The organism is Sorangiineae bacterium MSr11367 (genome assembly GCA_037157805.1).
Taxonomy (GTDB): Bacteria; Myxococcota_A; Polyangia; order Polyangiales; family Polyangiaceae; genus Pendulispora; species Pendulispora rubella.
Window position 1 is genome coordinate 4,377,511 of the sequence record CP089983.1, and the last position, 16,964, is coordinate 4,394,474.

4 protein-coding genes and 2 CRISPR repeat arrays are annotated in these 16,964 nt (G+C 63.5%); of the genes, 2 read left to right on the plus strand and 2 right to left on the minus strand.

Annotated features, from left to right (window positions below):
- The first annotated feature begins 2 nt into the window (after window positions 1-2).
- Window positions 3-1,664: a type I-U CRISPR-associated protein Csb2 gene (csb2, locus tag LVJ94_17565; GenBank protein ID WXB09028.1), complete on the plus strand. Its 1,662-nt coding sequence runs from the start codon at window positions 3-5 to the stop codon at window positions 1,662-1,664.
- 383 nt (window positions 1,665-2,047) lie between these two features.
- Window positions 2,048-3,626: direct repeats of the CRISPR family, unit length 16 nt; unit sequence GCGGCCACGTTGAAGG.
- A gap of 91 nt (window positions 3,627-3,717) precedes the next feature.
- Window positions 3,718-11,278: a CRISPR direct-repeat array (repeat unit 33 nt; unit sequence ATCCGCCGTGATGAACGGCGGCCACGTTGAAGG).
- Between the two features lie 30 nt (window positions 11,279-11,308).
- Here csb2 and LVJ94_17570 read toward each other — a convergent pair.
- Window positions 11,309-12,778, minus strand: a complete 1,470-nt coding sequence (locus LVJ94_17570; GenBank protein WXB09029.1) for an AAA family ATPase — start codon at window positions 12,776-12,778, stop codon at window positions 11,309-11,311.
- Window positions 12,768-13,265 (minus strand): hypothetical protein, encoded by a 498-nt coding sequence (locus LVJ94_17575; GenBank protein WXB09030.1) that lies wholly within the window; start codon window positions 13,263-13,265, stop codon window positions 12,768-12,770. Before LVJ94_17575 ends, LVJ94_17570 begins: the two co-directional genes overlap by 11 nt.
- 1,646 nt (window positions 13,266-14,911) lie before the next feature.
- Between LVJ94_17575 and LVJ94_17580 the strand changes: the two genes are divergently transcribed.
- On the plus strand, window positions 14,912-15,373 hold the full coding sequence (locus LVJ94_17580) for a hypothetical protein (GenBank protein WXB09031.1): 462 nt from the start codon (window positions 14,912-14,914) through the stop codon (window positions 15,371-15,373).
- Window positions 15,374-16,964: the final 1,591 nt, after the last annotated feature.

The window sequence follows — 16,964 nt, forward strand, 5'->3', positions numbered from 1 at the left end:
CCATGCTCATCCTTCGCTTTCATTTCCCCGGTGGTCGCTATCATGCGACGCCATGGGGCGCCCACGTTAACGAAGGCCTCGTCGAGTGGCCCCCGAGCCCGTGGCGTCTGCTCCGAGCACTCATCGCCGTCGGCTTCGCGCGGCACGGCTGGACCGAAGTTCCCGCAGCGGCACGCACGTTGCTGGAACGACTATCCGAAACGTCTCCAACGATGCACCTGCCTCCCTCGAGTGCATCGCATACGCGCCATTACATGCCGTCGTTTTCGGGTAAGACGGCGAGGGTATTCGACGCCTTCACGTATGTCGGCGATGGCGCACTGGTCATGACATGGGACATCGCACTCACCAACGAGGAACAGGCACTGCTCGACTCACTGCTGGCGGCAATGCCGTACTTGGGTCGAGCCGAATCATGGGTGGACGCCGCACGTATTGAATCTCTTCCGAGCGGGCTCGAGCCGTGCATCACCAGCGAAACGTGTCCAGGTCCCGATGTCGAGCGGGTACTCCTGCTGGCACCGGAGACCCCGGCGGCGTACGCATACTGGCGCGCAGCGGCTTTCGAACGTGAGGTTAATCGACTCCTGCAGGGCCGCATCGCGGACTCCGAGGAAAAAAGCAAGTTAGCGACGACGACCAAACCGAGAAAGAACGGTTTTTCGCTGCGGACGAAGCAGGACCGCGATCCGGAACCGGTCCCATTGACGAAAAAGGAGCTGGCCACCGTCAACGAACTATTCCCGAAAGACATCATCGACGTCTTACTCATAGACACGAAGAGATTGCAGGCAGATGGCTGGAGCCAGCCTCCTGGAACGCGGTGGCTCGCTTATTGGCGCCCAGTCGACGCGTTGTGCGCGTCGCCACGCCCTAGTTCACCGATGACGCGTCGCCAACGGCCAACGACGGCCTTGCTGGCTCTTGCTTCCGACACCAAGAACGGCCACGCGCTTCCCCCCATGAGCGACGCCCTTTGGCGAATGGAGGCAATGCACGACACTCTGGTCAGACTCTCCTCTCGTGATGGAGAGACGGTGTCTCCCGTCTTCAGTGGCAGGGAGCATGGCCAGCCCATTCCGATGCATCGACACGCAACGTTGCTACCGCTTAACCTCGGTCGCAGTCGAGGTAGAATCGACCACGTCTTGATTCATGCACCCATGGGTTTCGACGAGGACGCCGTGAGCGCATTGTCCCGAATTTCCTTCACGTACGCAAAGGGACTGCCAAGAATTTTTGTCACCCTCGCCGGCCTGGGAAAGAAGACTGACTTCGCGGAGCTCGTCTCCCTCGTGCGTTCGTCGAACGCCTTTCAAACCACGACGCCATTCGTTCCCCCGCGCTTCGTCAAAAAGCGAGGCAAGGATACCCTGGAGGAACAAGTCCAAGCCGAACTCGAACGTCGGGGGCTCCCTCGTGCCCTTCGCGTGGAAATCCTCCCCGAAAGCAGCATCCAGTTTCGGACATTCCGAAAAGTACGGCAGGCAGCCGATCGCGCGCCGCCGATGCGGCTTGGTGTGGCTGTTCGATTGGCCTTTGCGCAGCTCGTCGAAGGCCCTATTGCGCTTGGTTATGGCTCACACTTTGGGCTGGGATGCTTTCAGCCGAGCGAGAGCAGCTCCAAGCGCGAGTTATCGGATGGAAGGGCCATTATGGCGTGAATCCGGAAACGGACCGTACGCGCGAATGCTAGCGCTGCCGGGATGGGGCGAGTCCGTGGGGCGCTCGCGGCGCCATCTGTTCTTTGAAAACGGGTACTTACAGATTAGGGGCCGCGGATCTGCGGACCTTCGTCGACCGAGGAATCAATGGAGCATCGCCATCGCTCGCAAAGGGCAGATTCCGGAGTTTGCCGATCCGCCGAGAAAGAGCAGCGGCCACATTGAAGCGAACCACGCGTATCGCTCGACCCGGTGGACGGCGAGCTCCGATCCGTCGAAGACGATGGTATCGGTAAAGCGAACGCTCACCACAATCGTCCGAGACGAATGGCGGCCACATTGAAGCAGGCGTTGCGAGGTCGTAAATGGGTGGAAGTCCCGTGCCGATCCGCGGTGATGAGCGGCGGCCAAGTTGAAGCTTGGTCAGCAAGCGGCGTATCCCATTGGTCAACCTACTGGACCGCTCCGCCGTGATGAACGGCGGCCACTTTGAAGCTGGCGCCCCTGCTCGATCCGAGCGAAGTTTGGCGCTCGGATCCGCCGTGATGAGCGGCGCCCACGTTGAAGCGCGCCTCGCCGACGACGCCGTAGATTCGTTGAGCGAAATCCGATCCGCCGTGAAGAGCGGTGGCCACATTGAAGCGCTTGCGCATATTGCCGGCGAAGCAATGGCCGCACATGCACCGATCCGCCGTGATGAGCTGCGGCCACGTTGAAGGACGCAATATGGCAGCTCTGAGGTGGGGCTTGCCAACCGATCCGCCGAGAAGGGCGGCGGCCACGTTGAAGGCGGAGAGCCAGGAGGGCAGTACCGGACATTGCGGCTCGATCCGCCAGGGGGAGCGGCGGCCACGTTGAAGGCATTAGTATGACTGGACTTGCTGCGTATGCTTGGTAATCCGATCCGCCGAGATGAGCGGCGGCCACGTTGAAGGCGGCCCCTTCCACGTGAGCGTGACCGGCATCTTCGCCGATCCGCCGTGAAGAGTGGCGGCCACGTTGAAGGAACTACGGCAACGAGGCCCCGGGGTACAACCTCGACGCGATCCGCCGTGAAGAGTTGCGGCCTCGTTGAAGGATATACCTCGCTCACCCTGAGCGGCCGTTGGAGCCGGAGGCCGATCCGCCGTGAAGCGCGGCGCCCACGTTTGAAGGACCTTTACGGAGCGCGTACCGATCACAGGAAGACCAGACCGATCCGCCGTGAAGAGCGGCGGTCATGTTGAAGCCACGGCTCCCGTGTTCGGAGCACTGCCTCCGCGCCGCCGTAGCCGCCCCGCCGAGATGAACGGCGGCCATGTTGAAGCGCGAGCGCGTTCGCGATTTCCTTGGCGCCCTCGTAGTAGCCGATCCGTCGTGATGAGCGGCGGTCACGCTGAAGGGCGACGCCGGCAGACACACCACGGTCGACGGGCGGCATCCAATCCGCCGAGATGAGCGGCGGCCACGTTGAAGCGTTCGTTCCGACATGGCTATCCGACAGGACGGGCCAGCCGATCCGCCGAAATGAGCGGCGGCCATGTTGAAGCTGGCCGATTCGATGCGCGGCGATTGACCTTGCCGGCCCGATCCGCCGAGATGAGCGGCGGCCACGTTGAAGCGATTCGATCGGAAAGGCCATAAAGGACGTAGGCAAGGGACGATCCGCCATTGATGAGCGGCGGCCACGTTGAAGATCCCCGGCGACCGGTGAACGGGCATGGCCACTACCTGCCCGACCCGCCGTGACGAGCGGCGGCCACGCTGAAGCGCGACGCCGCCAGTCACACCACGGTCGACGGTGGCGGCATCCAATCCGCCGAGAAGACCGGTGGCCACGTTGAAGCACGAGGACCGAAGCCATGTCTACGAAAATCCAACTGCCGCTCCGTCGGGATGAACGGCGGCCACGTTGAAGCACGGACACCAAGGCCCTCGAGCGCCGTCGTCGTGACCTGCTCCGCCGAGAAGACCGGCGGCCACGTTGAAGCCCTATTGGCGGCTCGCTCTACACCGCGAGCATCATCGGCCGACCCGCCGAGATGAAGACTAGCGGTGTGACGCTCGACCGCTCCGCCGAGAAGACCGGCGGCCACGTCGAAGCGGAACAAGCAGCATCCCGCGCGATGGGGCCCACGTCGTGCCCGGTCGCTCTGCCGAGAAGAACGGCGGTCACGTTGAAGCGGATAACGCCTGTTGCGAAGGCGCCGGGTGCCTTCGCCGATCCGCTCCGGCGAGAAGACCGGCGGCCACGTCGAAGCTCCCGAGCGCGAAGGTGCCGTTGGTGCTGGGTGCCTTCGCCGATCCGCTCCGCCGAGAAGACGGCGGCCATGTTGAAGCATCGTCCAGTGCAAAACGCTCGTGGACGAAGACGACGCCCGCTCCGCCGTGATGCATGGCGGCCAACGTTGAAGCGGCGTAAGCGCCAAAGCGAACGATGAAGCCGCGATAGGTAAGCTGATCCGCGGTGATGAACGGCGGCCACGTTGAAGCCGAGGCGTTTCCCTTTTCGTCGTGCCTCCTCCAGTCCGTCCGCTCCGCCGTGATGAACGGCGGCCACGTTGAAGCGCGGATCCCCGCCGCTGGTGATGGGGGCCATTTCTTGGACCGTTTCGCCGAGAAGACCGGCGGCCACGTTGAAGCATCACGGGCGCAGAGCACGATGCGCCGCCGCTCCTCGTGGACCCGCTGCGCCGAGAAGACCGGCGGCCACGTTGAAGCCTTCAGCGGTTGATCGCGTGAGGGTAAATACCGTTTTCCGCTGCGCCGTGAAGACCGGCGGCCACGTTGAAGTATGGGCTCATCCTACATCCGTACACCCTGGGCTGCCCCGGTCCGCCGTGACGAATGTCGGCCACGTTGAAGCAATTCGCAGTATCAGACGATCGAACCGTCGTGGGCCGTTCCGCCGTGAAGACCGGCGGCCACGTTGAAGCACCGCGAGCCGGGCGGCGTGAACGGCCATGCCGGACGGACCGCCGCCGTGAAGACCCGGCGGCCACGTTGAAGCCGGTCGGGTCTCGTGGGTCCACGTCGTCCGCCAACCCGATCCGCCGTAAAGAGCGACGGCCACGTTGAGGCACCGCGACGGGATTCTTGGAGGCGTTCCACTTCTCCGGATCCGCCATGAAGAGTGGTGGCCACCTTGGAGCGGATCGGGAGAGAGCCGCGAGACGAGATGATCGATGATGAGCGGTGGCCGCGTTGAAGGATCTTCGTGCTCGAAGCGACCGTCATGTTGGTGCACGGCCGATCCGCCGTGAAGAGCGGCGGCCACGTTGAAGCCCATCATCACTACTCGCCATCCTTGACGCAGCTTGGGCGCCCGATCCGACCTGAAGAGTGGCGGCCACGTTGAAGCCGGTAAGCACCGTGCCCGTGCCGAGCCCCAGCGACACGGCCGATCGCCGTGAAGAGCGGCGGCTACGTTGAAGCTCGGCAAGGCGAGCGAGAATCTTCCCCTCGCGCTTTTCGCCAAACCGCCGTGAAGAGCGGTCGGCCACGTTGAAGCGCATCCGACTTCGTGCCGCTCGACTTCGCAGTGAAACCGAACCGCCGTGAAGAGCGGCAGCCACGTTGAAGCGGCGCCGTCGAGCTCTCGCCGCCCGCCTCCACTTCCCGGTCCGATCCGCCGAGATGCACGGCGGCCACGTTGAAGCTCCCAGTCCCGCGGGGTCTTCCTCGGGACTTGGTCGCCGACCCGCCGTGATGGACCGCGGCGAGTTGAAGCTTGCTGGGAGTGAACGGGATCTTCACCTTCACCGCCCAATCCGCCGTGATGGACGGCGGCCACGTTGAAGCTCGCAGCATCCGGAGCTCGCCGAGGCGCGGGCGACGTCCGCTCCGCCGAGAAGAACGGCGGCCACGTTGAAGGGTGCCATCCGGGGCTACGGTGACCGGTGCCATAATCCGCTCCGCCGTGATGAACGGCGGCCACGTTGAAGCACCGCGTGACGGACGTCGTTCCATCGCTCACGAATGCGTCGTCGATCCGCCGTGATGAACGGCGGCCACGTTGAAGCAGGTTGTTGCCGAGCTTCAGCGTCGTGGTGAAGCCCACCGACCGATCCGCCGTGAAGAACGGCGGCCACGTTGAAGCGACAAGCATGCGCACGAGGCCGCCAATAAACCGCTGTCGGCCGATCCGCCGTGATGAACGGCGGCCACGTTGAAGCAAAAGCAGGCCTTTCGCCGGCTTGGCGAGCCAGTTCCCATCCGCTCCGCCGTGATGAACGGGGGCCCCGTTGAAGCCGCACCGTACCTCCAAGAGTATGGCTAGGAAATGGCCGCTCCGTCGTGATGAACGGCGGCCACGTTGAAGCCGTTGAGGTCAACTTTGGCCAGGTCCCAGCAGCTAGCCCGACCGCTCCGCCGTGATGAACGGGGGCCCCGTTGAAGCGGCCCAGGGCATCGAGGTTGGATATCGCCGTCGATATCCCGCTCCGCCGTGATGAACGGCGGCCACGTTGAAGCCTGCCGAACCAAAGGGCGCTGACCAGATCGAACGGCCGCTCCGCCATGAAGAACGGCGGCCACGTTGAAGCGATCAGCTCCGGGTCGTACAGGAAGCCAGGCTCCAGCCGCTCCGCCGTGATGAACGGCGGCCACGTTGAAGCGTCCGCTAGATCCTGGTCGATGAGCCCCGCTCCGCCGTGATGAACGGCGGCCACGTTGAAGCCAGTAAACGGCAACGCAATGAACGCCGCATTGCTGTACAGACCGATCCGTCGTGATGAATGGCGGCCACGTTGAAGCATGCCTGCCGTCGTCGTCATGGTGAGCAGCAGGCAGTTCCGCCGCTCCGCCGAGATGCACGGCGGCCACGTTGAAGCCAGTAAGGGGGCCGCTCGGGATTTCGCTCTCGCTCGCGGATCCGCTCCGCCGTGATGAACGGCGGTCACGTTGAAGCATGCCGATGCACGGGGTGACCGTTCGCATCGATGCGGACCGCTCCGCCGTGATGAACGGCGGCCACGTTGAAGTCTCGTAGACCTCGTCGCCCTTCGCCACAAGGTTGGTCTGCGTCCGCTCCGCCGAGATGCACGGCGGCCACGTTGAAGCCTTCCGATATGCCTTGTGGACGCGGGCGGCAAGAAGATCCCGCTCCGCCGTGATGAACGGCGGCCACGTTGAAGCTTCGGCATCTGCGGCCGGTCCGTTGTAGCAACGAATTGGCCCGCTCCGCCGTGATGAACGGCGGCCACGTTGAAGCAACCCGGGGGACGTGGGAAGCTTCACGCCCGGCAACCGCTCCGCCGTGATGAACGGCGGCCACGTTGAAGCAAGCTCCCTTAGCCGTGTGGAGATGATCTTGGTGGCCCGCTCCGCCGTGATGAACGGCGGCCACGTTGAAGCCGATCCCAGCACGAAAGAACAGCCGCGCTCTCGGCCACCGATCCGCCGTGAAGAACGGCGGCCGTGATGAACGGCGGCCATGTTGAAGGGGTTGTACGGCCAGAAGGCAGAGCAGCCGTCGCCCGACCAATCCGCCGTGATGAACGGCGGCCACGTTGAAGGGGGCCCCGGCGCGAATCCTTGTCGTCGGCTGGCCCCAATCCGCCGAGATGAACGGCGGCCACGTTGAAGGACTGCCTTCGCGACCGCAAGCTCCTCGGCGAACCGCACACAATCCGCCGCCGAGATGAAACGGCGGCCACGTTGAAGGATGCAAGTCTCCTTCTCGGGCGGCTCACGGCCCGGCGCCAATCCGCCGCGATGAACGGCGGCCACGTTGAAGGGACACGATCAGCAAGACGGGGGCACTCGAGCTCGAGCCAATCCGCCGTGATGAACGGCGGCCACGTTGAAGGGCCGACTGCATCGTACCTCTTCGACCGATCCGCCGTGATGAACGGCGGCCACGTTGAAGGGCGAGCCAGTTTCCATGGAGCAGATGCTCACGGGTGACCGATCCGCCGTGATGAACGGCGGCCACGTTGAAGGATGACCGCGATCGCGCCCGCGACGTGCGGGGTCGCCATCGACCAATCCGCCGTGATGAACGGCGGCCACGTTGAAAGCGTGCGTCGATTGACCGACTTGCCGATTCGGCTCCACGACCAATCCGCCGTGATGAACGGCGGCCACGTTGAAGGGACGTTGATCACCTGTCGTTGAGCGCCGTTGCCCCGCCGGAGTCAATCCGCCGTGATGAACGGCGGCCACGTTGAAGGCCCTTTTCGGCCGCCGTCGTCGCGAACCCACGTCGGAGCGACCAATCCGCCGAGATGAACGGCGACCACGTTGAAGGAAGCACTCATGCCGGTTCGTTGCTACAACGGGCCGGCTGCCAATCCGCGGAGATGAACGGCGGCCACGTTGAAGACCATTCACTGACGCGAATCCAATCAGGCAAAGGGTTCGCCAACCCGCCGAGATGAACGGTGGCCACGTTGAAGGCTCTATCGCGAGGGGCTCCGAGCAGTGTTCTTCCCCCCCAATCCGCCGTGATAAACGGCGGCCACGTTGAAGGGAGCGCATTGGCGGCGATCGGTCCGCCAGGCATTGCCAATCCGCGGTGATGAACAGCGGCCACGTTGAAGGAGGCATTGCGTCGACGTTCATTCGGCAGCGGCCCTCAACGAGCCAATCCGCCGTGATGAACGGCGGCCACGTTGAAGGCCCACGCCGGATGATCCGGTTCTCGACGTGCTGGCGGCCACGTTGAAGCAGCGAGTGGGCGGCTACGAGAGAGGCTCTCGTCTTTCACCCGATCCGCCGTGATGAACGGCGGCCACGTTGAAGCGGGCAGGTGCAGTAATGGCACGGCTCGGCTCTCACCCGATCGCCGTGATGAATGGCGGCCACGTTGAAGCTCGAGCTCTTCCAGCCGCAGGAGCTCCTCGACCGGCCGATCCGCCGTGATGAACGGCGGCCACGTTGAAGCCGCGCAGCCGAGGACACGATCGCGCTGGCGCTCACCCCGGCCGATCCGCCGTGATGAACGGCGGCCACGTTGAAGCAACTCGAGGGGCACGAGGTCCTGAGCGTTCTCGACGAGCCGATCCGCCGTGATGAACGGCGGCCACGTTGAAGCAGCAAGGAGTGCGTGATCGCGTGTGGTGCGACCAGAGGCCCGATCCGCCGTGATGAACGGCGGCCACGTTGAAGCTCGGCTTTCTTACCGTTGCACGCGCGCCACGTCACCCGCCGATCCGCCGTGATGAACGGCGGCCACGTTGAAGCCGGGCTGGCACGACGGCGCGGCAAGCCGAAGGAGAAAGTAGCCGACCCGCCGAGATGAACGGCGGCCACGTTGAAGCGCGCCGTCCTCGACTTCCAGGCACAGCGCGTCGCAACGGGACCGATCCGCCGTGATGAACGGCGGCCACGTTGAAGCTTGACAGACAGGCCAGTGTTGATGGTGCTAGCGCTTGAGCCGACCCGCCGAGATGAACGGCGGCCACGTTGAAGCATACTGCTAGGTACAGAGCGCTAGGGATGCTGGAAGCTGCAGCCGATCCGCCGTGATGAACGGCGGCCACGTTGAAGCAATGCGGCGAGGAGAGAGAGACATGCCGACGACCGATCCGCCGTGATGAACGGCGGCCACGTTGAAGCGCCTCTCTGATGACGGGGCTGGCACCTGGTACCATGGCAACCGATCCGCCGTGAAGAACGGCGGCCACGTTGAAGCATCGTCTCCCCAACTTGGTGTAGCGCAAGATTCTTCACCCGATCCGCCGTGAAGAACGGCGGCCACGTTGAAGCTGCGTAAGCTAGACACGAACATGCGCGTGCGTTCCTACCCGATCCGCCGTGAAGAACGGCGGCCACGTTGAAGCCTCAAGGATGCGGCCAATGCTCACGTCGGAACGGCCGTTCCGATCCGCCGTGAAGAACGGTGGCCACGTTGAAGCCGGACCCGTCCGGGTGGTCACCACTGAACGAATCGACCGATCCGCCGTGAAGAACGGCGGCCATGTTGAAGCTTGGGCACCGACGTCCCCGCCTTCGTCGCGCGAATCGCCGATCCGCCGTGAAGAACGGCGGCCACGTTGAAGCTGGCCGTACGTCGAGGGCAAGTTCGCGGACCAGCCGGCCGATCCGCCGTGAAGAACGGCGGCCACGTTGAAGCTACGTGTCCGCGCAACTGGGCACGTTCCCCGTTTAGCCGATCCGCCGTGAAGAACGGCGGCCACGTTGAAGCTCGGTTTCTCGAACATGCGCATCGGCGACCTGCCCTGCCTCCGATCCGCCGTGAAGAACGGCGGCCACGTTAAAGCCTGTCGTCGGCCCAGAGCTCATCATTACCGAGTGCGTCGGCCGATCCGCCGTGAAGAACGGCGGCCACGTTGAAGCTGCCCACGTGACGTCCGACGCCAGGGGAGACTACGCGGCCGGTCCGCCGAGATGAACGGCGGCCACGTTGAAGCTGAGCGACGTCCCGGAGGCATCATCGCCGAGGGTGGAGCCGATCCGCCGTGAAGAACGGCGGCCACGTTGAAGCGAGCACCACCCCGCGTTGATCGCCGGGGTTTGCATGGCGCCGATCCGCCGTGAAGAACGGCGGCCACGTTGAAGCGCCGCCGCCACGTCCGCGTACATCTTCTGCTCTTGCTCCGATCCGCCGTGAAGAACGGCGGCCACGTTGAAGCGGAAGACGTCCGCGCGGGTCATCCCCAAGCCCGGACGGGCCACCGATCCGCCGTGAAGAACGGCGGCCACGTTGAAGCCACGGAGGCGATGCGATCGTAGAAGGCTCGGAAGTACCGATCCGCCGAGATGAACGGCGGCCACGTTGAAGCAGGAACGCCCCGGCGGCGCAGTTGGAGATTCAACTGTCCGATCCGCCGATAAGAACGGCGGCCATGTTGAAGCTTGATGACGGCCCGCCTGGGCGGCGACATGTTGTGCGCCCGATCCGCCGATAAGAACGGCGGCCACGTTGAAGCATGACACTCATGACCGCCTTGACAGCGCTCCCCATCCGATCCGCCGATAAGAACGGCGGTCACGTTGAAGCCCCGAGAAGACCGTGGTCGTCCCGTCGACGTACGAGTAGCCGATCCGCCGATAAGAACGGCGGCCACGTTGAAGCTGCAGGAACTTCGCGTCGGTCTCGAAGAATTGCCGCCGCAGTCCGATCCGCCGTGATGACGGCGGCCACGTTGAAGGGCTAGCGTCGGCGGGGTCGTGTTGTAGCGACCGAGTGTGCCGACCGATCCGCCGATAAGAACGGCCGCCACGTTGAAGCCGCAGCCCACGCAATCGATATTGGTCGTCCAATCGAACGCCGATCCGCCGATAAGAACGGCGGCCACGAAGCTGGGTAGCACCCAACGAGTCCAGCTCGTTGAGCCTTTCCGATCCGCCGAGATGAACGGCGGCCACGTTGAAGCTCGACCTTTCGCGAGGGCGAGCGAATCTCCAACTTCGTGGCCGATCCGCCGAGATGAACGGCGGTCACGCTTGAATCTTGCCAGCGGCGAGGTGTTCAGAGATGAGTTCGTCGGCCGACCCGCCGAGATGAACGGCGGTCACGTTGAAGCCAGCAAGGGTGGCGTTCGGGATTTCGCTCTCGCTCGCGGATCCGATCCGCCGTGAAGAACGGCGGCTTCGTTCAACCTGCCATTTGGTTGCTCTTCTTCGCAGGGGGGCCTCCTCCTCCGACTCGAGCGGTGGCTTCGTTCGAGCTGGAGAGTGAACCAGTTGTTGCGTCGACGTTATGCGAGGACGGAAGCGAAGGACATATCCACGGACACGAAGGTCTGAAACGCCCGCTCAAATCGGAATTTGAGCTCGCCTTCGTCTCCGCCTCGTTGTTTCGTCATAACGAGCGTGACCGAGTTAGGGTCTTCGCCCACGACTCGGTGGTCCTTCATCAGCGGATTTCGGTGCAGGTACGCGACCACGTCCGCCGTCTTCTCGATCCACGAGCTATCGGCGACGCACCCTTTCGTCGGCTTCGGTCGGGCCTTTATTGCGCGGTCAACTTCGGACGGTTTTTGCTGCGCGACTTCGATGCCTGGAATCCGTAGCTCCTTAAGAAGTGCCCTGAACCGCGTTGTGCTGTGCTTGACCACCTCGTGCTCCTTCATGGCCTGCGTTTCCGCATCGCGGCAAAAATTCTGGACCCAATCGATGACGATCAAGCCGAGCGGCACGCCGTGCGCTCGGCGCATCCGATCCGCTTCCTGGCGCGCGCGGGTTACGACGTGGCCGATGGTCATTCCATCGGAGTCGTCGATGAGCAGCGGAAGCTTGCAGATGCTGGTGGACCTTTCAATCACGCGGTCCCATTCCTCGAGCGTGAGCTGGCCGGCTTTCAACCTGCGCCCGTCGACGCGAGCCTCCCGCGCGAGCACGCGGAGAAGCAGGGAATCGCGATCCATCTCGTTTGAGCAAATCAACACGCCGATGCCCTGTGCGGCTACATTGGCGGCGACCTGCAAGGCAAAGGCTGTCTTGCCCGCTCCTGGGAGCGCCGCGACGGTCGTCTTCTCACCCGCATGCAACCCTCCGGTCTCGTGGTCGTAGCCCGCGAATCCGGTGGGGATGCCCACGGCACGTTTACTCTCCGCGGTGCCGCTCATCGCATCTCGGATTCGAAGCACGATTCGTTTCAACGCCTCGAGATTCGACTCGACGGGCCCCCCGATCCTCTTGCGTGCAATGTCCTCCAGGGCGCGCGCTGCTTCGTCGACGTATTCCTGCGTATCGCCGTAGTCGAGGTATCCGCGCGCGGCGTACTCCTGGCAACGCGCGATCATCTGCCTTGCGCGCCACGTCTCGTACACAATGGTCGCGTAGCGTTCGAGGTTTGCGATGGCGGGGGCGAAGTTGAGAATTTCGGTCAAATAAGGCATTCCACCGATCTGCTCGATGCGGCCGCGGGCTTTGAGCCAGTGGCCGATGCGCACGATGCAATATTGCTCGCCAGTTGGTGACTGTTCTGTCGCGATGTCGAGGATGGCCTCGAAAATACGCCGGTGCCTCTCGGCAAAGAAGTGCTCGGGGCGCAAGAAGGAGTCGATGCGCTTGACTCCCGATTCATCGATCATGAGCGCACTGAGGACGGCTGCCTCGGCGTCGAGATCGTGAGGCGGGATGCCGACGGGTTCGCGTTCGGGCTGGCCGTGTCGGCTGTCTCGGGCGTCAGGAATCAGCCTCAGATGGCCCGCGTCACCCGACACGGGCGCCTCGGTTCGTCACTTCGGCGCCCGGTCTCGGGCGCGCCTTCCAGAGCACCGGCGCTCCGGAACTATCGTCCGGCGGCGAGAACGCGCGCCGCACGGATTCCATGACCTCGAAGAGCTTTGCCGGCGGGGGAACGAATGCGTCATGGGCCGGTGCGGGTGACGAGGCTTCGTTCACAAGGGGGAGAGCGCTCGTAGGCGCAAGGAGTCCCATGAATCGCTCCACGTGGCTCGCGTCGCGGCACACGAGCTCGATGTCGGTGCGGCCGTTCTCGATGTGCCAAGAGCTCGCCCATAGGCCGTCGATGGCTCTTTTCAGGTCGGCGGGAGTGAACTGGTCCGCGAGCCGCGCACGGATCTTCCTGCGCCGTTTGGCGTCCAAGGCTGGTGCGCGAGTTCCACCGATGGTGCGACGCCACCCGGAGAGCCAGTGGTCGAAGACCTCGCGTTCAAGACCCTTCGATGGCGGGCCGTCTTCGCGCATGCTTTGTGACGTGCCTGCCCGAGATATGAGGACAGGCCCACCTTGCCTGGAGCCCTCCGATGCGTTGACCTCGTCCTCCGACGTCGCTCGGGCGCGATCCGAGTCGGGAGACTCGGGGACGACGGAAGTCGCATCGTTCCTTGGTCGTTGGTCTTGGTCTTGGTCGAGATCCAGGTCAAGGTCTAGGTCAGTCCGGAGACTCCCTGGAGGGGAGGGAAGAGACAGTTGGAGACTCTCCAGAGACTCTCTGGAATCCATCGCACATGGTGTTCGTTCGAGTGAACTCGATGTTTGAGCCGACCCGCGATTCTTGATCGGTCGTTCCGAACCGTCGGCCTCGTCCGGTCCTGGGACGTGCGGCTGCCCAACCTTCTGCACCTTTTGATTCTTCGACCAAGTGCGGATGCTCCCGTACCGCTGACCGCGAACGACATAAAAGAGCACCAGGCGTCCGCGCTCGAGCTCTAGGAGCACTTCCTCAAGGGGCTTCTCTGGTGTCATCGACCAAAAAATGTGCCCTTCGAGAAAGCGCGGCTCGGCGCGGAAGTTCCCGTAGTCGTCTGCCAGGACGATAAGTGCAATGAACGTCCTGAACGCGACGCTCGAGAGGCGTGCAGTGACCGCGTCCTCGAGGAGCTCGGGTTTGATCGTTCGGATTCGTCCGCTCATCCTGTCACCTCTTCATTTCGCTCATCTCGCGTTGACGTTTTCTCTCGACGAACTCGCACACGCCGTCCGGCCTCGACCTCCCGGCGGGCGCCTCGTTCATCGCCCTCCTCCGGACAGCCGGTCGAGCTGCCGCGCGAGGACTTCAACGATGTGCCACTGACCCGCCGCGCTCGCTCGATCGATTGCGCGCGTGAGTCGCGAGACATCGTCCTCCACCGGTCCACCGGGTTGGTCCACCGTCCGAGCCGGAACGGGGTTTCGCGTACTTACGCGCGATTCGCTCTCGTCTTCAACGACGGCATCTTGCGAATTCTCCCGCAAATTCACGCTCTCGTCGTTTTCGAGTCCCGTCCGCCCCGCAGATATGTGCTTGTTGGAAGTAGCGAAATCCTAAAGGTGTCACTGGTGACAGGCCCAGTGGCACCTTTTTCGTTTTGTGCGTTTTGTTCAGCCGAGCGTGCGTTGCCGGGTGGACCGATTCCGTGGAGCATCTGGTCGATGCCCGAGGCGCGCTGCTCGCGGTCGGCGAGATCGGGCGCCCGGGGACGGGCTTAGCCTTTCGTTGGCGCGGTGCACGCATGCCGCGTTGGACGGGTACGGCCCACATTTGGATGTCGCCTTTCGGCGTGGATCGGGGCATGCGCCCGTAGGCGCAAACGCGCGGCGTCACCCCTCGGGGTGACGTGACTCCCCGGCACATCCAGCGATGATGCGTAACAAGGGCCGTGGCGCGAACGAACTTTCGAGCGGTGGGGGCCTTCGCCTTGGCCTGGATGTCCGTTCATTCCCACGACGCGTGCGCGGCCGATGCGGGACATCCGGCCAGCGAGAGGTGCGACGCGCTTCATTCGAGACCGCTTGCATCGCGATGCCGCGAACGCCCGGATCTGGAGCTGGGGTTGGGGTCTGGGAAACACCGCGGCCGGCGCGGCCAGCTTCACCCTCGGCGTCTTCGAGACCGACCGAGTCAAGCGTACATGGGACTTCATCTGGGCGGGCGCCGCCCGGCCTTGTTGGTGTTGTTTCCACTCGCCGTGATGGCGGATTCGCGCGAGCTCGATGGCATTCCGGAGAGCACACTGGGAACCTGCGCCGCCGTCGCCCGCGCGGAGGTGCTTCTCGAGCGCGATGCCGCGCAAGAGGAGAGCGGCATCGCGTGGAACAACCACGCCCTCGAGATCGGCATCAACGTGGCGCTCGGGGTGATCATGGGATATGTCCTCGACGATTGGGTCGACAATTCCATTTCAGCCGGCATTGCCATCGGCATGGGCGAAACGCAAATCCTGACGCAGCCCGTGGGCGCCATTCGCGCGCGCAAACGCTATTTCGCCGGTGACCTGAGCTCCGCCCAAGATGCGCGCGAATCCGTCCGTTGGACGCTCACGCCGCTCACCTGGCCCCACGCGAGTGGCATCGTCATCGGCGCCCGCTTCTAATTTCGCATTTCAAATGGTGTTACCGTCGTAGAGCTTCTTGCCCGAGAACGGCGCGGCCCTAACCCCATTCACTCAAGCCCAAACTTGCGCGAGGGCCTCGGGAGCATAGTGTGCGGCCAAATCGGTCCGCGTTTCCCGCGACCGCGAATGTTGCATAAACTGCCAGGAGCTCACGGAGGGCGTCCTGAACATGGCCGGAGACGCGCCGAAGCGTTATATTCCGAATCCGGAAAAATAGCCGGTGGAAGTATGCGTGCGCTCGATCCGACGGGGCGCCGGCACACGGTGATGCTGTTCTACTTCCGATGATTCGAAAGTCGAATGGGGCGCGCGACCCGGCGGCGGGCGATGGGTGGACGGCCACGACGACTGAGAAGCTCGCATGCTGGGCAGCCACTGCCTGCGCTGGTGCGATGGCCTTTGCCAGGAACCCCGTGTCACGTCGGCGGGAGTGAGCGAGCCGTTCTTTCGCGGATGCCATTCTGCTGCAATGCTGGGACAGCAGGCGGCGACTCCGAAGAACCCATTTTTGCAGAATGCGCTTATGAGGAAGACGTGCCCTTCGCGCACCTTGGGCTCGACATCATGCGGGCCAACAAATCCACTCGCTCGTGACGCTCCGACCCGAAATGCGCATGCTGCAATGCAACCGTCGCCTTCGGGCCGGAACTCGTCACCCTTGTTTCGATTTAGGCGAAATCTTTCATCCGCACGCAAAATCGGCGTTATTATACGCGTTATCGCACCCACATTTCCCGCAGATACCTTTGCAAATCGAATAGGCGAGCGGGCGGCCCCGACTCGCGCAGTATTGCCTAGCGGCGGCCACGAGTTGGTCGCAGCAAACACACTTGGCCGCGGGTTCGGCTGAGATTTTCCCGCTGATTCCGTCCCCGGGGTTGAGCGATACTTCAATGTCTCTGCTCTGCAACGCTGTTTGGTTCGGCATGGCCGCGCATGTCGTCCCCACCGGCGTATCCTGAAGGTCCTGCGCCGAGTCCGTACTGGCGGAGGGCTCTTCCGCTCCGCTGCATCCGGCCAAAACACCGAAAAGCACGAATGCGCAACTAGCCAGCCACAAGCCGATCTTCTTTTTTTGCATTTGGCTCTTCTCCATGCACGTGGATTGGATGTTGGAACGCACGAGAGCCCTATCCGGAAACCGGAAACACGCTTGCTTCTCGGCCGTCAGCGCGAATTCGCTCCCGAATGGAGGAACACTCGTTTTAGCGTCCATGACTATTACGCAGCTTCTGCGTCCGCTACTTGGCGAGCCGAAGGAATTTTTCACCGTACCGGTTGTGCCACGCCGCGATGCCATGGAGATGATTCGTATTATTCTATTTGATCACGACACCGCTTGAAGGACGCCGCTCGCACCTGGTCGGAAAGGCACGCACCCCAGCGCAATCCGCTCGGTGTTGATATCTGCCTTGCGCGGTGTGATTCGGACTTCCTCCGTAGTTGGGTGGCGCCGTCGAACCTGGCCGCGTCACGATGGACCACACACGAAGCATGGAGTTTCAAATTGGGATTCGCTTTGGTCCGCGTCGCTCGCGGAGCTCAAACACGCCGCGGCTATCGACGGAGC